24 protein-coding genes and 1 riboswitch are annotated in these 23,209 nt (G+C 38.4%); of the genes, 3 read left to right on the top strand and 21 right to left on the bottom strand.

All coding sequences use genetic code 11. The annotated features are described in order from the left end of the window. Nucleotides 1–93: 93 nt before the first annotated feature. From dhaM to G5W_RS0106715, 5 genes are all read right to left on the bottom strand, one after another. A complete protein-coding gene (gene dhaM / locus G5W_RS0106735) occupies nt 94–465 on the bottom strand; it encodes a dihydroxyacetone kinase phosphoryl donor subunit DhaM (protein WP_010095271.1) in 372 nt (123 codons plus the stop codon). Beyond that, nucleotides 465–1,082 carry a dihydroxyacetone kinase subunit DhaL gene (dhaL, locus tag G5W_RS0106730; RefSeq protein ID WP_010095270.1) on the bottom strand — a complete coding sequence of 206 codons (618 nt, stop codon included), beginning with the start codon at nt 1,080–1,082 and terminating at the stop codon, nt 465–467. The genes dhaM and dhaL overlap by 1 nt, the downstream gene beginning before the upstream one ends. Nucleotides 1,083–1,103: 21 nt before the next feature. Continuing rightward, nucleotides 1,104–2,093, bottom strand: coding sequence for a dihydroxyacetone kinase subunit DhaK (dhaK, locus tag G5W_RS0106725; RefSeq protein WP_010095269.1), 990 nt, complete (start codon nt 2,091–2,093; stop codon nt 1,104–1,106). A gap of 136 nt (nt 2,094–2,229) precedes the next feature. Next, a complete protein-coding gene (glpK, locus tag G5W_RS0106720) occupies nt 2,230–3,726 on the bottom strand; it encodes a glycerol kinase GlpK (protein WP_010095267.1) in 1,497 nt (498 codons plus the stop codon). Between the two features lie 63 nt (nt 3,727–3,789). Beyond that, nucleotides 3,790–4,599, bottom strand: a complete 810-nt coding sequence (locus G5W_RS0106715; protein ID WP_010095266.1) for an MIP/aquaporin family protein — start codon at nt 4,597–4,599, stop codon at nt 3,790–3,792. Nucleotides 4,600–4,840: 241 nt separating this feature from the next. On the opposite strand from G5W_RS0106715, the gene G5W_RS0106710 reads away from it, so the two are divergent. Further along, a complete protein-coding gene (locus G5W_RS0106710) occupies nt 4,841–5,302 on the top strand; it encodes an SRPBCC family protein (RefSeq protein ID WP_010095265.1) in 462 nt (153 codons plus the stop codon). Nucleotides 5,303–5,391: 89 nt separating this feature from the next. Here G5W_RS0106710 and G5W_RS0106705 read toward each other — a convergent pair whose 3' ends face one another. The 12 genes from G5W_RS0106705 to G5W_RS0106650 form a co-directional block, all read right to left on the bottom strand. Next, nucleotides 5,392–6,558, bottom strand: a complete 1,167-nt coding sequence (locus G5W_RS0106705) for a M20 metallopeptidase family protein (RefSeq protein ID WP_010095264.1) — start codon at nt 6,556–6,558, stop codon at nt 5,392–5,394. Between the two features lie 563 nt (nt 6,559–7,121). Next, the gene (locus G5W_RS0106700; protein ID WP_010095263.1) at nt 7,122–8,522 is read right to left on the bottom strand and encodes a YfcC family protein; all 1,401 of its coding nucleotides are present in this window, start codon (nt 8,520–8,522) and stop codon (nt 7,122–7,124) included. Between the two features lie 182 nt (nt 8,523–8,704). Beyond that, nucleotides 8,705–8,882: riboswitch (Lysine riboswitch) on the bottom strand. 66 nt (nt 8,883–8,948) lie between these two features. Then, nucleotides 8,949–9,056, bottom strand: coding sequence for a cytochrome bd oxidase small subunit CydS family protein (cydS, locus tag G5W_RS24820; RefSeq protein ID WP_420178201.1), 108 nt, complete (start codon nt 9,054–9,056; stop codon nt 8,949–8,951). 11 nt (nt 9,057–9,067) lie between these two features. Then, complete coding sequence (locus tag G5W_RS0106690) at nt 9,068–10,093, bottom strand: cytochrome d ubiquinol oxidase subunit II (protein ID WP_029191042.1); 1,026 nt, start codon at nt 10,091–10,093, stop codon at nt 9,068–9,070. A gap of 2 nt (nt 10,094–10,095) precedes the next feature. Continuing rightward, nucleotides 10,096–11,436, bottom strand: coding sequence for a cytochrome ubiquinol oxidase subunit I (locus G5W_RS0106685; protein ID WP_010095260.1), 1,341 nt, complete (start codon nt 11,434–11,436; stop codon nt 10,096–10,098). 13 nt (nt 11,437–11,449) lie between these two features. Beyond that, nucleotides 11,450–11,590 (bottom strand): hypothetical protein, encoded by a 141-nt coding sequence (locus G5W_RS23730; RefSeq protein ID WP_010095258.1) that lies wholly within the window; start codon nt 11,588–11,590, stop codon nt 11,450–11,452. A 124-nt stretch (nt 11,591–11,714) separates the two neighbouring features. Next, entirely contained in the window at nt 11,715–12,608 is an 894-nt protein-coding gene (locus G5W_RS0106675) for an aminoglycoside phosphotransferase family protein (protein ID WP_010095257.1), read from the bottom strand. A gap of 284 nt (nt 12,609–12,892) precedes the next feature. Continuing rightward, nucleotides 12,893–14,443, bottom strand: a complete 1,551-nt coding sequence (locus G5W_RS0106670; protein ID WP_010095256.1) for a polyamine aminopropyltransferase — start codon at nt 14,441–14,443, stop codon at nt 12,893–12,895. Nucleotides 14,444–14,535: 92 nt separating this feature from the next. Further along, the gene (locus G5W_RS0106665) at nt 14,536–14,931 is read right to left on the bottom strand and encodes a DUF350 domain-containing protein (RefSeq protein ID WP_029191041.1); all 396 of its coding nucleotides are present in this window, start codon (nt 14,929–14,931) and stop codon (nt 14,536–14,538) included. A gap of 22 nt (nt 14,932–14,953) precedes the next feature. Next, nucleotides 14,954–15,565 (bottom strand): DUF4247 domain-containing protein, encoded by a 612-nt coding sequence (locus G5W_RS0106660; RefSeq protein ID WP_010095254.1) that lies wholly within the window; start codon nt 15,563–15,565, stop codon nt 14,954–14,956. A 76-nt stretch (nt 15,566–15,641) separates the two neighbouring features. After that, nucleotides 15,642–16,313: a PspA/IM30 family protein gene (locus G5W_RS0106655; protein ID WP_010095253.1), complete on the bottom strand. Its 672-nt coding sequence runs from the start codon at nt 16,311–16,313 to the stop codon at nt 15,642–15,644. 24 nt (nt 16,314–16,337) lie between these two features. Further along, nucleotides 16,338–16,850 carry a DUF4178 domain-containing protein gene (locus G5W_RS0106650; protein ID WP_010095251.1) on the bottom strand — a complete coding sequence of 171 codons (513 nt, stop codon included), beginning with the start codon at nt 16,848–16,850 and terminating at the stop codon, nt 16,338–16,340. Nucleotides 16,851–17,098: 248 nt separating this feature from the next. On the opposite strand from G5W_RS0106650, the gene speD reads away from it, so the two are divergent. Continuing rightward, nucleotides 17,099–17,500, top strand: coding sequence for an adenosylmethionine decarboxylase (speD, locus tag G5W_RS0106645; protein ID WP_010095250.1), 402 nt, complete (start codon nt 17,099–17,101; stop codon nt 17,498–17,500). Between the two features lie 520 nt (nt 17,501–18,020). Here speD and G5W_RS0106635 read toward each other — a convergent pair. The 3 genes from G5W_RS0106635 to G5W_RS0106625 all read right to left on the bottom strand — a co-directional run bounded on the left by G5W_RS0106635 (nt 18,021) and on the right by G5W_RS0106625 (nt 20,313). After that, complete coding sequence (locus tag G5W_RS0106635; RefSeq protein WP_010095248.1) at nt 18,021–18,350, bottom strand: hypothetical protein; 330 nt, start codon at nt 18,348–18,350, stop codon at nt 18,021–18,023. A 201-nt stretch (nt 18,351–18,551) separates the two neighbouring features. Further along, complete coding sequence (locus tag G5W_RS0106630) at nt 18,552–19,343, bottom strand: zinc ribbon domain-containing protein (protein WP_010095247.1); 792 nt, start codon at nt 19,341–19,343, stop codon at nt 18,552–18,554. Nucleotides 19,344–19,533: 190 nt separating this feature from the next. Next, entirely contained in the window at nt 19,534–20,313 is a 780-nt protein-coding gene (locus G5W_RS0106625) for a tyrosine-protein phosphatase (RefSeq protein ID WP_010095246.1), read from the bottom strand. 239 nt (nt 20,314–20,552) lie between these two features. On the opposite strand from G5W_RS0106625, the gene G5W_RS22715 reads away from it, so the two are divergent. After that, nucleotides 20,553–22,340 (top strand): methyl-accepting chemotaxis protein, encoded by a 1,788-nt coding sequence (locus G5W_RS22715; RefSeq protein WP_010095244.1) that lies wholly within the window; start codon nt 20,553–20,555, stop codon nt 22,338–22,340. Between the two features lie 48 nt (nt 22,341–22,388). On the opposite strand, the gene G5W_RS0106615 is transcribed toward G5W_RS22715, so the two are convergent. Beyond that, the gene (locus G5W_RS0106615) at nt 22,389–23,207 is read right to left on the bottom strand and encodes an ABC transporter permease (protein WP_010095242.1); all 819 of its coding nucleotides are present in this window, start codon (nt 23,205–23,207) and stop codon (nt 22,389–22,391) included. Nucleotides 23,208–23,209 lie beyond the last annotated feature (2 nt).

Genomic DNA, 23,209 nt, shown 5'->3' with positions numbered 1-23,209 from the left:
ATATTCAGATAGATTAAACACCTCTTAATTTGGCGGGAAGGTTATTTAACAAAGAGAACTCTAGTAGGGACAACGACCTGTCCCCGTGTCCCACTAGAATTCTGTTTGTATGGTTTGTTGGATTTCTTGGAGGTTTTTTTTCATGTTGGCTTCGACCGCTGCAACATATGCGGCTTCTACTAGTGGGGCGTCTATTATTTTTACGTCTATGGCTGCTAGCATTTCGATTGCAACTTCCGCGTTCATTTTGGCACTGCCAAGATCATAAAAAACGAGGGCACCTTTTCCCGAGTTTGCATTTCCTATTGCTGTCATGATTTTTTCTACACTTGTACCGATGTCATTTTCATCTGTTCCGCCGGCTATTTCTATTGGCACATCATGGATTACTTGGCGAATAATCTCTAATAGACCTTCTACTAGTTTAGGGCTATGGGACACTAGAACAATTCCTACATACTCCATCATTCCTTCTCCTTTAGCACTTTAGCTAATGCTTCAAACATATAGAAGGAGGAGGCAGAGCCTGGATCAATATGACCAAGGGACTTCTCTTTAAAATAAGCTGCCCTTCCTTTGGTTGCAATCGTATTTGTTGTTTCTTCCATGGCTCTCTTAGCAGTTTCCATCAGCCTATCGGATGTGACATCCTGATTGGAAAAGTGTTCCACTACTGGGCTCCAAACATCGATAAGCGTTTTTTCTCCTGCATTAGACTTTCCACGTTGCTTTATTCCATCCAGTGCTACTTGTAAGCCTTTCGTGAAATCCTCCATGCTGACCGAATTCAATCCTTTAATAGCCATCGACATCTTTAGAAACGCCGTACCGTATAATGGACCTGATGCTCCACCAACTTTTGAAAGCAGTGTCATCGAAACATTTTTTAACACTTCAGATGGTTCCTGGTATTCATTAGTTTGAAGCTTATTCATTACCTCCTGCAGCCCTCTTGCCATGTTTATACCATGATCGCCATCACCAATAGGCTGATCAAGGGAGGTTAAGTAATTCTTCTGTTGTTGAATTGTTTCATTCGTTAATTCGATCCATCTCATGAAATCGTTGACGTTTAATTCCACGAAACCTCTTCCTTCCTTTCACTATATACGAAACGCAGGTGCTTCTGATGCCGCATCTAACAGTTCTTTTAATTCGTCATCAACCTTTAATAGGGAAACAGAGCATCCCGCCATTTCTAGAGATGTCATGTATTCTCCAACAAAAGTTTTATACACGTTAATACCTTGTTCTTCTAAAATTTGATGAATCTTCTTATTCAGAATATAGAGTTCCATTGCTGGTGTGGCACCTAGACCATTTACTAATACCGCTACCTCACCGGAGAAATCGTAGTCTGCTAGAATCTTATCTGTTAAAGCAATGGCAATCTCATCTGCACTAGTAATCGAACCTCGGTTTATTCCAGGTTCACCATGTATTCCCATGCCAATTTCCATTTCGTCTTCCTCTAATTCAAAGCTTGGCGTTCCCGCAGCAGGTACAATACAAGGTGTTAAGGCCATCCCCATCGAGCGAACATTCGCTACTACTTTTTCCGCTACCGCTTGAACCTCTTCTAAACTGCCGCCAGCCTCTGCTTTTGCACCAGCGATTTTATGAACGAAGACGGTCCCCGCAATCCCTCTTCGCCCAGTAGTGAATGAACTATCTTCTACCGCAACATCATCATTGACGATTACATGAGATACCTTAATACCTTCCGCTTCTGCTAGCTCCTGTGCCATTTCAAAGTTCAACACGTCACCTGTATAGTTTTTAATTACTAAAAATACTCCTGCACCACCATCGACTGCTCTGATTGCCTCTAACACTTGGTCTGGAGTTGGTGATGTAAAAACCTCTCCACATACCGCAGCATCAAGAACACCTTTACCAATATATCCCGCATGGGCAGGTTCATGACCACTACCCCCACCACTAACAAGGGCTACTTTACCTTGCACTGGTGCATCCTCCCTAGCAACTACAAAGGTTTCTGGTACTTGCTTTAGCGTTGCTGGGTTTGCCATAATCAAACCATCAATCATATCCTGAACAACTTGGTTTGGATCATTTATTATTTTTTTCATCCGAACATCCCCCTATTAAATAGATGCAAATGGTTAACAGTACTGTTCTATTCAAGTGAGTAATTCTCTGTGCTCTCTGCCTAAAATGGCCCTACATGAAATTCACGAGGGCCATTTTGGTGTTAGAATTTACTGTTTAAATTTTAAAGATACGTGTCGCTTCTACCGCTTTCTGCCAGCCTGCATATAAGCGGTCCTTTTCATCAGCTTCCATTGTATTCTCGAATGTTTTATCAATCTGCCACTGTTTTGCAATTTCTTCTTTATCCTTCCAATAACCAACAGCAAGACCTGCAAGGTATGCAGCACCTAAAGCAGTGGTCTCCTGAACAACCGGCCTATCTACTGGCACCCCGAGGATGTCACTTTGGAATTGCATTAAGAAATTATTTTTAACTGCCCCACCATCGACACGTAATGTCTTTAAATCAATACCAGAGTCAGCGATCATTGCATCTAATACATCTCTTGTTTGGTACGCAAGGGATTCTAATGTAGCACGGATAAAGTGGTCTTTAGAAGTTCCACGTGTTATTCCAAATACCGCCCCACGGGCATCACTGTCCCAATATGGTGTACCAAGACCAACAAAAGCAGGAACTAAATATACCCCCTCTGTCGATTCAACCTTTTCTGCATATCCTTCACTATCAGGGGCATGTTGAATCATACGTAGTCCATCTCGTAACCACTGAATTGCTGAGCCCGCTACAAAGATACTCCCTTCAAGTGCATATTCTACTTTCCCATCTACCCCCCATGCTAAAGTAGTAAGGAGACCGTGGTCCGATTTAACCCCTTTTTCGCCTGTATTCATCAACATAAAACAACCTGTTCCATACGTATTCTTTGCCATTCCCTTTTCAAAACACGCCTGGCCGAATAATGCTGCCTGTTGATCTCCAGCAATTCCAGCAATCGGCACTTCTAAACCAAAGAAATGGTAATCTACTGTATGTGCATAGATTTCAGAAGACTCGCGAACCTCTGGTAGCATACTCTTTGGTACGGTTAAAATTTCTAATAATTCATCATCCCATTTTAAATCATAAATATTAAACATTAATGTACGAGACGCATTGGAATAATCAGTTACATGCGCTTTACCACCAGATAATTTGTACACCAGCCATGTATCGATCGTTCCAAACAATAAATCGCCATTGTCTGCCTTTTCTCTTGCCCCTTCCACATTGTCGAGAATCCATTTTACTTTCGTCCCAGAGAAATACGCATCAATTAAAAGTCCTGTCTTATCTCGAAACAAGTCATTGTAACCCTTTTCATTTAGATCCTTACAAATATCAGCTGTTTGACGAGATTGCCAAACAATTGCTTTATAAACTGGTTTTCCTGTATGTTTATCCCAAACAACGGTTGTTTCCCTTTGGTTAGTAATTCCAATACCAGCAACCTGGCTTGGTTCCACATCTGCCTTACGAAGTACTTCCGCCATACAAGCTAGAATAGAGGTCCAAATCTCATTAGCATCATGCTCAACCCAGCCTGGCTTCGGAAAGAATTGCTCAAATTCCTGTTGTGCTGTTTCAATAATTTGTCCCTTATGATTAAATAAAATTGCCCTTGAACTAGTTGTACCTTGGTCTAGTGCTAGTATATATTTTTCTTCCATCGTGACACTCCTCTCAACTTATAACACGCTTTATTAGGATTCATTCTATCGTTTTTCACGTAATTATCCAACACGTTTTCCCTGCATTTTAAAATCCTCTGCTACTGCTCCAATGATTACGACTAACATTAAGACACTCGTCACCCAGAAAATTGGTGTAAAGCTTTGTTCAAACATCGCCTTATAGAAAACGGCACCGTAAATCCCCCCGAAAATCGGTCCTAATACCGGGATCCAAGAATACCCCCAGTCGGAATCACCTTTACCAGCAATGGGAAGAAGAAAGTGAGCAATTCTCGGTCCTAAATCACGAGCGGGGTTAATCGCATATCCAGTCGGACCACCTAAAGACATTCCGATTGCAACAATTAGTAAACCAACAATTAATGGATTTAGCCCTTCCGTAAATTCATTCGCTCCAATAAACATTAAACCAAACAATAAAACAAATGTGCCAATTGTCTCTGTTAAAAAGTTTGCTAATGTACTACGCTCAGCTGGTGCAGTTGAAAATACTGCTAGTTTCGTAGCTGGATCATCTGTTTTTCGCCAATGAGCAAGGTAAGTTAAATACACGATAGTAGCCCCAATAATTGCACCTAGCATTTGTGCCGTAATGTAACCTGCTACATTTGCCCACTCAAATTCACCTGCTACCGCAAATCCTAGCGTCACTGCCGGGTTAAGATGCGCACCAGAGATACTTCCTACAGCATATACCCCCATCGTAACCGCAAGACCCCATCCAATGGTAACGACTACCCAGCCAGCCCCTTCTGCCTTAGAATTTTTTAATACGACTCCTCCTACAACGCCACCACCAAAGATGATTAAAATCATGGTGCCAATCACTTCTGCCAAAAACTCTGACATCACTAAACACCCCTTCACTCATAATTTAGGAAAATTGGCTTATCATTCCGAGTAGAGAGCATGGACCAATTTCTCTAGTACACTATATTCTAGGGCGGAATATTCCATTCCTATTTTTTGCTCTATTTATAATGATAATCAAAGAAGAAAATCTACCATATAAATAGAGTTCGACATTTAGTAGGAAAAAAATGTATAATAGTATGCGAGTTTACTATTTTCGGGAAAGATGGGTTTGATGATGGAAGAAAAGTTATTATTTCGTTTAGAAGAATTTATTGACGCACCTATTGAAGTAGTATTTGATTATGTAGATGATGATGAAAAGATAAAGCTTTGGAATGACTATATGATTGAAAATATTTATGAAAATGAGACGAAGAAGAACACTCCCGGATCGAAGTTTATTTCGGTCCAACAGTTTGGTAGAAAAAAGATTTCTGTTGAAGTGGAACTATTAGAATTCGAACCACCGAATAAAATTATTATGGTTTCCGATTCTAAAGAAGGGACTAGTTATACTAGATACTTTTTAACGAGAGAATATGATGGAACAAGACTGGTAATGGAATCCAGCATAATTCCTAAAAATACTTATTATCGTATCCTAACGAAGCTTTTTGGCGGTCTTGGTAAGTACGTTTATGAAGAACAGATACAAGCATTGAAGGATTATGTTGAATTGAGAGATTTTGAAGATTAACAAGTATATAAAAGTCGGAGCTTGTCCTGACTTTTTTAAAACAGGATAAGAAAACTCGCTTTCCGTTGGAAGCGAGTTTTCTTATGTATCTATTTTCCCATTACTAAACGAATGAACATCTTACCAATATTAATAATCGCACGCTCGTCCACATTAAATTTCGGATGATGATGGGGATAATCTGCATGTAACTCCGTATTTTTACCACCTACGATAAAATATACACCAGGAATTTCTTTTTGATAAAAAGCAAAATCCTCACTTCCCATCATCGGAACTCCAGTTATCAGATTCTTTTCTCCAAATAATTCCTTAGCAACTTCCTCCACATATTTGGTTTCGTTAGGATCATTGTAGATGGATGGACAGTCTTTCACATACTCATATTCAACTTGTGCTCCATTTGCTGTGCAAGTTGATTTTGTTACAGCTTCTATAGCTTCCTCAATAATCGAACGAGCCTCTTCATCAAATGTACGCACGGTTCCTTTTATAACCGCTTTATCTGGAATAATATTATTCGCCTCGCCACTTACAAAAGAACCAACTGTTAAAGCAGCAGCTTGTAATGGACTCACTCTTCGGCTGACGATTTGTTGAAGATTCACTACTAATTGACTTCCCGTAACAATTGGGTCAACCGTTAAATGTGGCTCAGAACCATGTCCACCTTTACCATAAATCACAATATTAAAATCATCTTGTGCAGAGGAGGCATATCCTTCTTTCACACTAACTGTTCCAAACTCTTCTGTAGACATAACATGTGCACCATAAATGAGATCAACGCCATCTAAGCAACCATCCTCAATCATAGGCTTTGCACCACCTGGCGTAGCTTCTTCGGCAAATTGGTGAATAAATTTTATTGTTCCAGGTATATGTTCTCTCACTTCACTTAACACTTTCGCAACACCTAGAAGTGCAGCTGTATGTAGGTCATGCCCACATGCATGCATCACGCCAGGAACAGTAGATTGATAAGGTACATTCGTTTCCTCTTGAATAGGTAGTGCATCAAAGTCCGCACGCAACGCTATCGTTTTACCAGGTTTACCACCTTCTAACGTTCCTACAACTCCTCTTCCACCAACCTCAGTCCTTACCTCTATTCCAAGCTGACTCAAATAATCCGCAATTTTCTTAGGCGTTCTCACCTCGTGATGAGATAATTCTGGATACATATGAAAATCCCTGCGGATTTCAACTAACTCAGGATAAATTTCTTCTAATCTTGTAAATATAGTTTCTAACATCTTTGAATTCCTCCGTTTTTTCTAGGTTGTTTTTAGTTAATGTACACATCAGTTGTATCAGTATAGGCTAATCGCACGAGTTATGGACGCGCAGGCATGACAGGAATCTCGCGCGAACTTGGAACTATATCACGCGTGTCTGGAACTACGTCACGCCGACCTAATATTATGTTAGGCGAGTATTGGTCGTGGTCGCGCAGCCCCATTTTCTCGCGTAAGTTTGTTAATCCTGCGCGCGAGTTCATATTAATCTCGCGTTGTATACTAACATCTGGCGTAACTTTTCTTTCTTTCACCCTATACTCTTTGTAACCAGCGCGACCAAAGGATAATCTCAATCGAGATATGCATTTTGTTGCGCTAGCATAATGAATTCTAACGCGAGCTGTTCCCAAGTCGCGCCAGATTAAGATATTTCCGCGCGAACCAGTAACCAAGTTGCGCTAGAACCATAATCCCGCGTAAGTTTCATGACTTCTCGCGTAACTATATAAAATTTCCGCGTCACTTCTATACACTCGGCGCGAAATGCATCGCTTCTCGCGTGACCTATCCCTACTATCCTACCAAATAAACATATGAGCTACAGTAATGAAGATAGCACCTAATGCATATTGGATAAGAATTAATGGTAAAGCCCATTTCACCCACTTGATCCATGGGATTTTAGCTAGTGCTAATGATGCCATTAACACTCCAGCTGTTGGGGTTAATATATTCGATATTCCGTCCCCATACTGAAATGCTAGAACAGCAGTTTGTCGATCGACTCCAACTAAGTCACCAAGTGGTGCCATAATTGGCATACTAATTGCTGCTTGACCACTTCCAGATGGAACAATGAAGTTTAATAGACTTTGCACAACATACATACCAAGTGCAGAAAGATAAGACGGCAATTCCGCTACTAAACCTGAAACATAGAATAGAATCGTATCAATTGTACTAGAGTTTTGTAATAACACGAGTATTCCATATGCAAACCCTACAATTAATGCACCCATTACCATTTCCTCACAGCCTTTTACAAAGGCGTTGGCAATTTGATTCACTTTCATTTTATTAATAACTCCAACAACAATCCCCATGATGAGGAATAATGAAGCTATTTCGGTAACATACCAACCTTCTAATATAACACCTAATGCTAATGCAACAATGGTTAAAGCAAGTACCGCTAAAATCACCATTTGTCTTTTCGTTAACGTTTGTTGTTCATTTATCTCTGGATTACGCTCACGTTTTAAATCCTCTTCATACATTAAGCTTTTCGTCGGATCCTTCTTTACTTTTCTAGCATAAAGCATGACATATAAAATCGTAACTCCGACAAAAATGAACCAGAATACAAAACGAACTCCCATTCCCGAAAACGTAGGTAAACCGGCAATGCCCTGTGCGACTCCTACTGTAAATGGATTCATGAAAGCCGAGCCAAATCCTGCATAAACACTGGCTAATATCATCGCAGTACCAGTCATGGAATCAAAGCCCATTCGAATAGCTAGTGGAATAGCAATCAAAATAAATGGAATTACTTCCTCTGCCATTCCCCAAGTTCCACCACAAATAGCAAAGAACAGCATGATAACAGGGATTAGCAGTAACTCTTTACCGGCTAATTTTCTAGTCAGTGAACCAAAGGCTGCTTCAATCGTATTCGTTGCTCCTAGAATGCCAAAAGCTCCTCCAACGATAAATATAAAGAAGATAATTTCGGATGCATTGACCATTCCAATATGTACGGCATCAAATAAATCTAAGAAGCCTGTAGGATTGGAATCAATAGTTTGATAGGTTCCATCCACCACAATAGAACGCCCATTTTCATCGGTAGTTCGTTCATATTCTCCGGCTGGGATTACATAGGTAACCAACGCAGTAATAATCATTAAGGCAAATAAAATAACAAACCCATGTGGAAATTCAAATTTTTTACGAGGTTTTACTGTTTCTGTACTCATGATGCACTTCCTTTTTTTTTATAAGATGTGCATAGAGAAAACCTAAACAAGGGGATGATGTAGTATATGAGGCTTATGTATAAGTATAGGAGTATGATGATTCATAACCTATAAAAACACAAAAAGCAACGATAGGAAAATAACCTACCATTGCTTATAAACACAATACGTTATCCTCCATCCTGATCAGTAGTTCTCCATGCTTTAAAACACGCATGACAGTATGCCCCTTATTCAGAAGACACACCAGCAATAATGAAGTTGACCTTCAGTACGCTTCGGCAAATAATCCTTTTGGCAATCCTCATCGATGTCATACTCCGATTGCTTACTCATATTACTCGCACCTCTACCTCATCGAATGACAAGGTTCAATATGAAATTATATTTACTATATACAGAACTTTTCTATTTGTCAAGATAATATTATTCTTCCCTACGAACAACCTCGTCCTTTAACACCCACCAGAAAGACACAACTATCCCAGTAATAATTATCAAAAACGGTGCTACAAAGATTAAAAATTCATCCACCGTACTTCACCTCAATGTTCATGATCTGATTTTCCACTAACATAATCTTTATTAAACAAGAAGAGTCTCAACAATAAATAAAGTGATGGAATTAGCAAGGCCAATCCTGCAATGAATGCAATAATCAAGGAAACTGCCATTGCCTCATTCGTAAAGCTATCGTATAACGTAAGGTGTGGATAAAGTAAATAAGGGTAATGTGATATGCCATACCCATAGAATGCAAAAGCAAATTGACCAATGAGCAAACTAAAGGCTACACCGTAATGTTTTCGCCTCCAAAGGAGCCATACTGTTCCAATAAATAAAACAGCTGAGATTAAAAACATCCACCATAATGATAGGATTCGCTCGTAATGCTCTGCATTATGAGACCTTAACTCGTAAATGATTCCTCCTGCTGTAATGATAGTAGGCAGAGACCAAATTAATGCATAACGACGAAGCAATTCAGTCGCAGGTGTATCATTTGCTTTATCCGCATACCATGTTAAAAATACAGCTGATATATATAGAACCGCAGACAGACTCAACACAACAATACTCCATGTTAAAGGACTAGTAAACAATGCCCAATAATCGAGTACCGGATTCCCATTCACCATGGAAACAAAACCGCCTTCAGAAATGGTGAGTACAATGGAAAGTGCTGCTGGTAGCAATAAACCGGACAAACCATACATAAAAGCATATCCTTTATGTGAACGCGCTCCGTACGTTTCAAATGCATAATAAGAACCACGGATTCCTAGTAAGATAACAGCGATACTAACCGGAACTAATAGGGTGGTTCCATAATAAAACGCAGTACTCGGGAAGAATCCTACCATCCCAACAAAGAAAAAAACTAAGAACACATTCGTTACTTCCCAAACAGGTGATAAATATCGTTGAATAATTTTCGTTAGGATATGCTGCCTTTTCGTAAAAATACCATAGGCATTAAAGAAACCAGCCCCAAAATCAATGGATGCAACAATGATATACCCGAATAGAAATGTCCAGAGTACGATAATCCCAATTATCTCTAGATTGATAATCATGTTTGCACATCCCCTTTTCGTTCCATCAGTTCACGTTCGACTGGATTCCTCCGAAACATTCTACTCAACACAACAACCGATCCAATCCCCAGAATTAGATATAAGCCACAGAATAGTAAGAGCATTAAGTCTACATCATTACTTGTTGTAGCTCCTTCTGCCGTACGCATAATCCCACGAAGAATCCATGGTTGTCGACCAACCTCTGCTAGCCACCAACCTGCTTCGATTGCGATAATTGCTAAAGGTCCACCAAGAACGATTAACCACCGATACGGCTTGGTCTCCGTAAAAGTCCACCCTCTTGCTCTACTAAAAATGTATAACAGGGATACCACAATCATTAACATTCCTATTCCAACCATGATATTAAAAAGATAATGGATATACAATGGGGGCCTATCCTCTTCTGCAAACTGGTCTAACCCAATTACTTCAGCAGTTGGCGAACCATGGGCTAAAATACTTAACGCATATGGAATTTTTAATGCATACTTAATTTCCTCTTCCTCATTCATAATTCCGAATAGGATAAGCTCTGCATTTTCACTTGTTTCAAAATGCCATTCTGCTGCCGCCAGCTTTTCGGGCTGATACTCTGCCAAGTACTTCCCAGATAAATCACCAACAATTAATGATGTTATAGAAAAAATCAGCCCTACCTTCATGGTTAAAAATAAAGCTTTCTTATGATAAATATGATTCGATCCTTTTAACAATCGAAATGCTGCAATAGAGGCAAGAACAAACGCTGACGTCATATAAGCTGTTCCAACGACATGTGATACTTTAGTAGGCATTGCAGGGTTAAACATTGCCTTAATTGGATTAACATTCACTAGTTCTCCATTCACTAAATCAAACCCTTGTGGTGCATTCATAAACGCATTCACAATCGTAATAAACACTGCTGAAAATGACGCCCCAATCGCAACCGGAATTAAGAGTAATAAATGCTTTCGCTGATTTTCAAAACGATCCCAGGTATACAAATAAATCCCTAGAAATATAGCTTCAAAGAAAAATGCGAACGTCTCCATGAACAATGGTAACGCAATAACATTACCAGCTAATTCCATGAAATTTGGCCATAGTAATGAAAGCTGTAACCCAATTGCTGTCCCCGTTACAACCCCTACAGCAACCGTAATGATAAACCCTCTAGTCCACCTTCTGGCAAGCAATATGTAATGTTCATCATTCTTCTTTATTCCTACCCAGTGAGCAATCATAATCATCAGTGGTACTCCTACCCCTAAGGTAGCATAAATAATATGAAAAGATAACGTAGTTTCCGTTAGGATTCTACTGTAATATACCGCTTCTTCATTAATCAACAGTCTCCCTCCTTTATCCGCTTACTACTCTGCCGATGATGGATAAGAGCATGATTGCTGCCACAATAAAGGTTAACCATACTAATTTCCTTTCATGGCTTTGGTACATCGTATTTGTCTTCCTATGTTGTGTGCTTTTTCCCATTTGTTTCATCGGAATTCATCCTCACCACATGTGATAATCTATCGGAATTATTATGGGCAAATGACGAAATTTTATCCTTAATCCTCCTATCAAAAAAGGTGATGGAAGAAAACTTCCATCACCTTTTCTACAATTACCCGATTACCTCATACCATCTTGGAATTGTTTTATTAAATCGGTTATGATCGTGAATAACATCTAGAGAATAAGCAAGCATTTTATCAAAGTTTCCCATTTGCTTTCCCCATACAAGCGCACTTACAATATGCATGGCACTGTATAGGGAATATAACTCCCAAAAGTTTCCGATACCTGTTTTGGAGTGATATCCATCGATTATTCCTCTCGTAAACGGAACACTAATTCTACTCGAAAAAAAACCTAGTTTATGTAAATCATGAATTGGGTCTCCCCAATCCATTCGCTGAAAGTCTATTATTCCACCAAACTTCCTATCGTTTATTAATAGATTAGAAGGGTGAAAATCATCATGTTGAAACATATTTGGCTGTCCTTGCATCTGGCCCATATTGTCCTGTATATAGGAGGTTAGCATTGCTCTCACGTTTTCATCCACTTCCAGCGACTCGAACTGTTCCAAATACTTTTCTGTCTTTTGTCTTTTATGTTCATACCAAGTAGGGATATTTTTTGGTGCTGGGTATTTATGCAACTTTTTCAATTCTTCCCCCGCAGTGTATCCAGCATGATACTGTTCCTCATTTGTTAATTTCTTTAGGGAAACCTCAGCATCCTCACCAGGGAGATACGTTAATATCATGAATGCTTCCTTTTTTTCATAAATATTTCCATATTCAATTGCTTCTGGTACATACTTGGAGTATACATGTAACTTCTGAATCGTTTCAAATTCCGTTCTTCGTCTTGCATCATTCTCATCCGCAAAGATTCGCAATAAATAGCGATTATCCAGTACAAACTTTTGATCAAAGGAAAATCCCTTATCAATTTTCACAACACGCTTCGCCGATGCTAGCAATGGTATGTATGCTTGGTATTCATTCATTGCTTCCCCTCCGTCCTAATTCAACTATATTTATTAAGAAACTTATATAATACAGTAAATTTTCCAGTTTTACTAATCTTTAAGAAAAGTGCAAATCGCCCACTTTACGACGTACGGACTGGGCCTGGACAAGCCAGGTGGGTCTTCGTAAAAAAACACGAATTACGAAAATCTCGTAATTCGTGTTCTCACAAAAATGGGGGGATTAAGTTCTTAATAAGAGTATTACCTCTATTTTCTTAAATATACATAAAACTAGAAATCTAGTTATAAGAATTTTTCTTCTAGTAATTTACCCAAGATCGTTCATAGATCTCTATTAAATGCGGATCTATCAACGTATTGGGCTTTAATTCAAGTCTTACGCCATTTTTATCATGCATTTCTTTATCTTCATCCTTGCCAAATACGGTTAATACAGGAAGCATATCATTGGTTAGAAATTCGGTATCAACTGTGATGTCTATCTCTGTTAGTTCAATCTCTTCACGACTTGCCATGACAAAACCCCAATTTCCAAAGCTAGGCACATCCACATGCAAATTCTCTACAAATAACCCAGTAGAAGCCACTGTTTCTGAAATTGTCCAGTATACTTCCCTAGCAAAAACCGGACTTGTTGCTTGAATCATTACCGCTCCACCAGGCTTTAGATGGTTACGTACCAAGGAATAAAATTCCTTCGTATAAAGTTTGTTTAAGCTTTCATTATTTGGATCTGGTAAATCCACAAGAATGACATCGTACCATTCATCTGTCTCTTCTAAAAATCGGAAGGCATCCTCATTCTCCACATGAACCTTATTATGCATTAACGCCCCGTTATTAACCTCTAATAAAAGTTCGTTGGTATTGGCCAATTCAATAACCACCGGGTCCAAGTCAACCAGTGTAATCTTTTCAATGGTATCATATTTAAGAATTTCCTTTGCTGCGACACCATCACCACCACCTAGAATAAGAACATTTCTAGGTTGTTCTGCATAGGCCATAGCAGGATGGACGAGTACTTCATGATAACGATGCTCATCTATTGTACTAAACTGTAGTTGCCCGTCTAGGTAAAGTCTGATATCGTCAGCATCCTTTGTCACTGTTATTTTTTGATAACGGCTTTCTTCCATATGGATAATCGGATCCTTATATAGTTTTTGTTCAAAACTAAAGGCCATTTCTTCCCCAAAAAATAATCCGATTAGCAAGACAATCCCGATTCCTACTCCAATAACTGCATGTACCAGATAATGGCGGATTTCTTTACGGAATAAATATAATACGATTAAGGCCACTAATAGGTTAATACAGCCGACTAAAAAGGCTGTTTTGACCATTCCGAAATACGGACGAAATACAAACACGAATAGTAAACCACCAAGTAATCCACCAGCATAGTCGGAAAATAATACCCGAGCTGTACTCTTGTTTAACGTAACCCCGATTTCATTTGCTTTTCGAATTAAAATGGGCAGTTCCACTCCAGTTAAAGCCCCAACTAATAACGTGATAAAATATAGAAAGAGTGCGTCTGTTCCTTCAGGGGCAAAAGCAGTAATTCCAAACATCGTAAAGCTAGAAAAACCACCAATAATCGCGACACCAAATTCAATCCAAACAAATGTAATGATGAGGTTTTTCATAAACTTCTCACTTAAACTCGCACCAATCCCCATACCAGTAAGAAAGAGAGAAATCGTCAGTGTATATTGTTTTACTCCATCCCCTAGTATGTAGGAACCTAATGCGCCAAACAATACTTCAAATACAATCCCACAAATGGATACAATCCCAGAGGACCAATAAATAATTTTACTTTGTCTTATTGCCGCTTCATTCAAACTCCATGCCCTCCATCATACGAAAAGATCTCAATTTCCTACTAAACTAAAAAATAGACGACCAAGCAAATGCCTGGCCGCTAGAAGTGATGTTACGTGATGGATGCACCAATTACCATTGCTAATCCTATCGATACCCCCATGGACATTAGTCCGACTGCTATATTGTTCTTTGCCAATTGCTCTTCAACAGAGAAATTTTTTGTAAACAGATCGAATAGAAAATAAGCTATCATTTGTAAAATAACACCAAAAACACCCCAGATGATTGTTTCCCAAATGACGTCACTATTGTATACAGCAAATGATAAAATAATACAAATCCCAATGACCTTACCAATGATTGATAAGGATACAGCAATATTTCCATTTTTTACTTCTTCCATATCCTTATACTTTCGCGTTAAGTTTTCAAAAAGGAATAACCCTATTAGTACAATGACAATGGATACTACAAAATAAACAAACGTTAAAATAAATGGTTCCAACAATTCGTACGCCTCCCTTATTCTATTTACCTGTTCCTGGACCTCCACCACGGAATGTTGTGTTGCCTCGACTCGGTGTACCTAGTCCTCCCATTCCAGTGTATGTCCCCCGATACTTCTTACCCCAATCATCTACGTCTAGTACCTCTTCTAATAACCTAAGGGTAAAATATGTACTTAAAAAATTCGGTGAATAATTGCGTCTGACAAACTCATCACTTGCTACTTCAATTAAGAGGACACTAGTATCTGCTTCACTCTCACGTAATGTAATAAATTCATTCTGATAGATTAAAATTTGCTGATTATCCTTGACCTCACTTATCTCAGAAGGCTCGATATTATTGCTTAATAGTGAACTGAGTTCCGTCAATTGGAAACGAGTAGTTGCAAATATTTCCGCATTGCTCGAATCCCCTTCTATCGTGGTTATCTTAGGAAAATTCGCTTCAATTACATCATCGATATCATAGTTGGAGGAATGTTCAATTGTTTCAATGATGTGGTCTTTCGATGGTTCTTCAGGAACATCTTGGGCGGTAATGGATTCTGCACTATTACCACCGTTAGAACATGCGGATAGGAGAATGAATAAAAATAGCAAACAAATGCCTACCATACCTTTTCTACACAAACCAATCCCCCTCTCAAAAAAGAGCAGCCTTTTTAGCAAAGTACTGCCCCATTTGTTATTTATATTACGATTACGATTACTTCTTGCCCATTTTTTCTTTTAATGCAGCTAACTCATCATCAACAGCATTATTTTTATTCAACGCGTCAAACTCATCATCCAATGTTCGACTAGCAGAAGATAAATCTTCACTAGTTTCCGCTTCTGCTTCAAAACGTAACACTTTTTCCTCCATGCGTTCAAAACCTTGGCGTGATTGATCATTCCCAATATTAGACATCGCACGATTAATCTTTGTGCGAGTCTTTGCAGATTCAGCACGGGCTTTTAATGAATCTTTCTTCAAATTCATTTGCTGATATTCTTTTTTCATTTCATCCAACTTAGACTTTAACATTTCCGAATCTTGTTTCGCTCTTTCCCAAGAATCTGTTAAGGTTAGGGCAGTGGACTCATGTTGTTTTTTATCCTCTAATGCACGACGGGCTAAATCATCATCCCCTGCAACAATTGCTTGTTCTGCTTGCTTTTGTCTTTTTTCAACCATAGCATTCGCATCATCTACTTTTCGCTTCAGCATTTTCTCATTTGCGATTTGTTTCGCAACAGAGCTTTCTACTTCACGAATATCCTCAGCCATCTCACGCATAAATTGGTCCAGCATTTTCACCGGGTCTTCCGCTTTATCTAACATGGCGTTTAACTCAGAATTCACAACTGTTTTGACACGCTTAAAAAATTTGAACATCTTGTTTCCTCCTTGATATGGTATTTATTTTGATCCTGCCATTATTTTAATTTCATATTCTTCAATCGGATAGCCTACACTTACTTCAATCTCGGTTCCCCATGCCTCTATACTTAAGAAGCTCTCTTCATCACCATCCGAATAATCGGCATAGTCTACTACAGAACCATGAATATTTTTGCTTCGGCCCTCACCAATAACCCTAGCATTACCAGATTCCTCCAAATAATAAGTCTTGTTATCAAAGGTAAGCTTCTTCGGGTATGGTTTCGATACCGGTAGCTGAACTTTTTTATAAATGCCTAGTTCTAATTCTTCATCCATTTCAGCTGCCAACCAAATTGTATCACGGCCCTCCAAAAGCTGATACCCATACCATTCATAGTTTCCATCTCGATAAGTGATTTTGCCTACTACTTCATAATCCGTCAGATCATAATTAATGATATCCCCAATTTCAATGGATAAAGCCGTTCGTTCTTTGGGGGCTGGCGCTATCTGTTTATTTTTGGAGAATAGTTTTGAAAACAAGCCCATCACGTCACCTCACATCTATTCCTAGATTACTACCTTATAATAAAATTGTATCACAAGTATTCTATTGTGATACCTGCTTAACTCGTTATACGAATGAAACTCCCCATAAGTTTCAGATTCCTTGTCATTTTTTGTATCACTTTTCTTAACCTATGATGAAGTAACATATTTATTGCAATTTAAATAGACACCACGAAGAATTTTATATGTTATGCTAATGATAAGACTTTTTTAAGGAGTAAATCATTATGGAAGTGATGGGCAGACAAATTATTGCAGAACTTTGGGACTGTAATTTCGAGACCTTAAATGACATTAAATTAATCGAGCAAATTTTTGTAGATGCAGCACGGAAGGCAGGAGCGGAGATTCGCGAGGTGGTTTTCCATCAATTTTCTCCTTATGGGATAAGTGGCGTTGTCGTCATTGCTGAGTCTCACTTAACCATACACAGTTTCCCGGAAAAAGGATATGCAAGTATTGATGTCTATACTTGTGGGGAAAAAATCGATCCGACCATTGCTGTCGATTATATTATTCAGTGTTTAGAATCAAGAACAAATAAGACATTAGAAATACCACGAGGTATGGGGCCTATTAAGCCTATTTTACGAAATGAATTTGGAGATCAAATTCCTCGTCCCAGCTAATACTTTCAGCGGTCAGAGAATTTATCTCTATAAAAAGACGCAAACCTTCTGGTGGCAGGTTCGCGTCTTTTCGGTCTTTAAATAGGGGGTATATGGTAATCCTGTAATCAACTAATTATCAACTTTCTAGTACTAGAATAACGAATAATTATGAACTTCCTATTAATAGAATGTTAATCTGCTGTAAAAACGCTAATCAGACTTTCTGCCTAGTATTGCCATTACTAAGAATCCCAAGCCAACTCCTATTCCAACCCTGTACCAGCTTGTTCAAATGCCATGCCAATCCCTGTTCCTAATATGATACACCCTACAAAAGCAATCCCACCCCGATTATTCATCATACTTCACCCCTTTTCATCTATCCACATCATACATTATATATACGAATGAAACTGGATAAAAATACTATAAACAATACTTTAGGAACCATCGTTCTCTATGAGGTTACTTTGTTAAATCAAAAAAGCTACATCAAGGAAGACATTAAAACAATCTTCTTTAATGTAGCATCATACATTTATAGTTCTTCCAGAATTTCTTTCGTTTTCCCATCGATAATGGACCCTTCTACTAGGTTACCATTATGGGCATTTATTACTAATGATGCGATATCAGCTTCTTCATTGTTCAGCTCAATTTCCCAAAGATCCGCACCTAATTCATTTTGATTCATCGGGATAAATTTTGTCGAATGAACCTGATCAAATTCTGCTGAAACAAACTCTTTCGCTGCTTCTATCGCATCCTCTTTTTTCATCGGTTGGTTTAAGATAAGACCAACAACTAGAATGATTGTTAAAGCTAATACAAATAACCATGCTCCTTTATTGCTAGTTTCCTTTTCCATATACCCTCCAGAAAAATCTGTTATTTCCTATAGTTTACCATACGGGGTGTATGTTCGTTAATGAATTACTATATTACTAGCGAATCCTGAGAACCTAATGTGACCACCCGCCCAACCATTCCCCAAAAAATGAAACAGAAGGATGCCATAGGGTATCTTCTGTTTCATAATGGGGAGTTCATATAATTAAAAAGTTCGATTTTAGAAAAAGAATCCGAATCTCTCTACTAAATCTAAAATTAGGCTACGTACAACAATATACGAAATGATAATGGCAAGCAACGAAGCTCCAAAACTTAGGTAAATACTTTGCTGTCTTATACTTTGAACTTTCTCGAATGTTAGTAATGCTGGAACGATGACCGTTACCAATATTAATGATAGAGCTAATGCTCCTAAAGTTAATCTAGGTGCCGCGAATAATGCCCCTAGGATTGCTACAATATGTAGAACCAATATGGGAACTAGTAAACTACCATATTGAGAGACAAATTGTTGATAAGATACGGTACTTTTTCCTAACCATTTCGCCATGGCAATCGTGCTTAGTATTCCGATTGCTAAGAATAATAACGCTATAAATGCTGAACGGAAAAGAATAGAAAAGAACGGAACTTCTACTCTAAAAATGCCGGTAAAATCCTTTGTAATAGAATGTATAATCAAATAGATTGCTAAACCAAATGTAAGAATATAGATACCACTATTAATAAGGCCTATTGTAAATAGATTCCCATCAGCTTTCAAAGCATTTGTTGGATTCTTAACATGATTTAAAAAATATGTCCCGTAGTTATTCATTGCTTTTTTCACTTTTTCAGATGTTTCATTGCTTGTAGATGTGGAAGTATCAATAGTCGTAGTTGCGGCCGTTTCCGCTTCAGCGGTTTCAGGTTGTTCCACTACTACCTCATTACCGGCAGTAAGAGCTGACCCACATTTCTCACAGTACTTTCCAGACTGCTGTTCATGTTGACAATTAGAGCATTTCATAAAATAATATTACCTCTCTTTTTAATAAAAATAATATTAGGTAACAAGGTCCCTATTTTCAAACTCCCCTTTTTAATAATTTCGACTTCTACCTAACGAACTAATCATACAACAATTTTGGACAACATCAAATAAATTTTGACGTGAATACTTTGAAATCCAGTCGTATTTCTAGGTAAGTGAGCAAAATTTATCCGTTTCTATCCGTGAGCCACCCAAAAAGCCTTTTTTGTTTAACTGCCATGGGTTTTAAACGATGAACTGACTGCCCTTCTAGTAATAGCTCAGCATTTTCAAAAAACATGTAATATACATCATGTCCATAGTTGTTCCTGATGAACTGATAAGCCTTTTGCAGAACAAACCCTCTTTCTAACATATTGTGAGCATCTGAAGCAATGAAGTGGGCTAGATTTGCTTCGACTATTTGATTGGTAAACTTTTGAATTGGACCTCCAAATTCCCCTATAAGGGACGCCGCTGTTATTTGGGCTAATGCACCCCTCTGAACTAACTCCAACAAAATTTCTGGTTCTTCCTTTATACGATGATTTCGTTCAGGATGAGCAATTATTGGGATATACCCAGCTAATTGTAATTGAGCTAGTAAAGCAAACGTGTAATGCGGAATTTCTCGAGAAGGTAATTCCAGCAGGATATAATTTGTTTCATATAGAGGACCAACGTTTCCAATATTAATTTGTTTCAGTAAGTTAGGTTGAACACGATTTTCCTGCCCGGCTAATACTCTTAACGGAATTTTTTCTTCACGTAGAGCTAATTGAAACTCTTCAATATACCTTTCTACATTATATCGTTCATTTATGTAACGTCCATTTTGATGATGTGGTGTTGCGATAATAGTATGTATTCCTTCCTCCACTGCAGCTTTTGCCATTATTAGGCTATCATTCCATGTTAAAGCTCCATCATCAATTCCAGCAAGTATATGACTATGGATATCGATCATGCTTACACACCCTTTTTATCATCTATTTTCGTTCATTATAACAAACAACTAACGATAAAAATAATAAATTTCCCCATGTGAACAACTTGGATATTTTCACCTGTTTGATTTTTCTAAAATCTTCTTTATTTTCTAACAAATTATAGGTATAATGAACTAAAGAGAGAAAGATATTTGTTGAAAATTGTCGTTTTTAACGACTTTTCATAGGATGAAAAATGGATAAGGGGGAAGCATAGATGAGCAAGCTTAATCAAATTAAGGTTAAACTTCCATTGATGATGGCTTTATTATTAATTATTCCAATGTCAGTTGTAGGACTTCTTAGCTATAACGAGACGAAGGTACTAGAGCATGCAGTGGTAGACAAAGAGGTAATGGAAAATCTAGATCCAAAGTTCGAAAAAATCTTTTTGGAATATGAAGGCATCATTTCTAGTTTGGCAGGGCTTGAAGAAATGAATTATCAAGGCTACAGTTTTCCAACCGAGATAAAAGACGGGATTACGAACATGCCATCTGTAAATGATCCAGTAAAAACTACCTTTTACGAAAAGTTCTTAACGGAAGAAGAAAATAAGCATGATTACTTATTAAATACATACATTGCAACCCTCGATGGGGAATTTTATCTTTCTAACATTCCGCCAAAAGAGGTAGATTTAACAGAATTTGACCCGAGAGAGCGTGAATGGTACACAAAAGCAGAAGCTGCGGCGGGAGAGGTCATTTGGACTCAGCCATACATGGATACAGGAACTGGAAAATCAACCATTACATTGGCGAAAGCCATGACGGATAGTAATGGTAGTATAATTGGTGTAGTAGGATTAGATTTTGATATGCAGAAACTTGCCATATTAGTTCGATTAGAAGTTTTAAAAACTGCCTCTATTGTGGGTGGTATAGCATTAGTGATTGGAATTATACTAGTGTTTCTATTTGTAAGACGTTTCAATCGTGACCTTGCACAAGTACAGGTTGGGATGGAAAAGCTTGCTGAGGGAGACCTAACTGTAGAAACCATTGACACGAAGCAACAAGATGAACTAGGACAATTAATTCATGGCTTTAATCGTATGGTTAGAAATCTAAGGGATTTAGTAACAAATGTCATTAAAACATCTGAGCAAGTTGCGGCTTCTTCTGAACAACTTAATGCGAATTCAGAGGAAACGTCAAAGGCTACCGAGCATATTACACTTTCCATCCAGGAAGTTTCATCAGGCGCAGAGGACCAATTAACAAGCATGCAAAAGTCAATGGAGTTTGTACGAAAAACGTTACTTGATGTACATCAGATTCAGGAAAGCACCCATTCTGTAACAGAGGCATCCCAAATTGGTTCCATTCAGGCAAAACAGGGCCAAGAAATGATCAATCAGACAATTGAACAAATGCAAGTGATTAACCAAAACACAAGAAATACATCGACTATCATTAACGATTTGGATATAAAATCAAAAGAAATAGAAAAAATCCTAACCATTATTAATGACATCGCTGATCAGACGAATCTTTTAGCATTGAATGCTGCAATTGAGGCTGCGAGAGCAGGGGAACATGGCAAAGGATTTGCTGTTGTTGCAGACCAAGTTCGAAAGTTAGCAGAGCAATCAAGTGAATCAACCAGCCAAATATCACAGATAATAGGTGAAATTCAATCCTATACTGGAAAAGCTGTGGATTCCATGGAAGTTGGGGAAAAAGCTGTGGATAAAGGTACCAAGTTTGTTAATACTGCAGGGGAATCATTTACAGAAATTTCTACATCGATTGATGGTATCGTTCAAAAAATGGAAGGTGTCGCACAAGCTATTTCCAAAATTAGCGCAAACACGGATGACCTTGTGGAATCAATGGAAAATGTATCATCCATATCAGAAAGAACATCCAACTTCACACAAGAGGTCGCAGGAGCCACAGAGGAACAAACAGCTTCGATGCAAGAAGTTGCTTCTGCAACAAGAGTATTAGCCGATATGGCATTAGAGTTACAACATTTAGCAAGTCAGTTTAAGATATAAGAAAAAATCCCTCTCCTTATTCAGACTGGAGAGGGATTTATTTTAGAATCAACGTGGATCGTGTATATCTCTTATCGCATTACTCACCATATAAAGTCCAAGCACCATAAGGGTAATGACTGCACCTGGTGCGTATGTATACCAAGGTGCACTCACGAGATAGGACTGAGAATCCTTTAACATTCTACCCCAGCTTGGGTCTGGTGGCTGAACACCAAGGCCAAGATAGCTTAATCCAGCTTCAGCTAGCATTGCCACAGCAAATGCAATAGATGCTGCAACAATTAGTGGAGATGCAACATTTGGTAAGATATGCTTGAACATAATTTTCATTTGGGATAAACCCATTAACTTTGCAGCTTGCACATATTCAAGCTCCTTACTTTGTAAAAAGCCACTCCTTGCAATTCTTGCAATTCCAGGAATAGCCATCAAACCAAGTGCGATAGAAGTATTGATCATTCCTGTACCAAACACAGCAACAAGCATTAGCGCTAAAATAATACCTGGAAATGCCATTAGTGCATCAATGACCCGCATGATGATCTCATCAATCCAGCCACCAAAATAACCAGCAACACCGCCAATTAAAGTACCAAATACCATTCCTATGGATACAGATACCGCCCCTACAAAGAATGCAGTCTGTGTTCCCTGCATAATTCTACTAAAAATATCTCTACCAAATTCATCTGTTCCAAGCAAATGGTCTGCACTAGGGGGCTTTAGCTTATTCGCAATATCCATTGAATTGACATCATAAGGTGTATAGAAAAAGCTTACGACCATCATGATAAAGAACATCATTAGGATAAACCCGCCGATAATGAGGTTTATATTTTTTCCATATGTTCGAAGATTTCTCATAA

It is taken from the genome of Ornithinibacillus scapharcae TW25 (assembly GCF_000190475.1).
Taxonomy (GTDB): Bacteria; Bacillota; Bacilli; order Bacillales; family Amphibacillaceae; genus Ornithinibacillus; species Ornithinibacillus scapharcae.
This window is presented reverse-complemented; position numbering and strand designations above follow the sequence as displayed.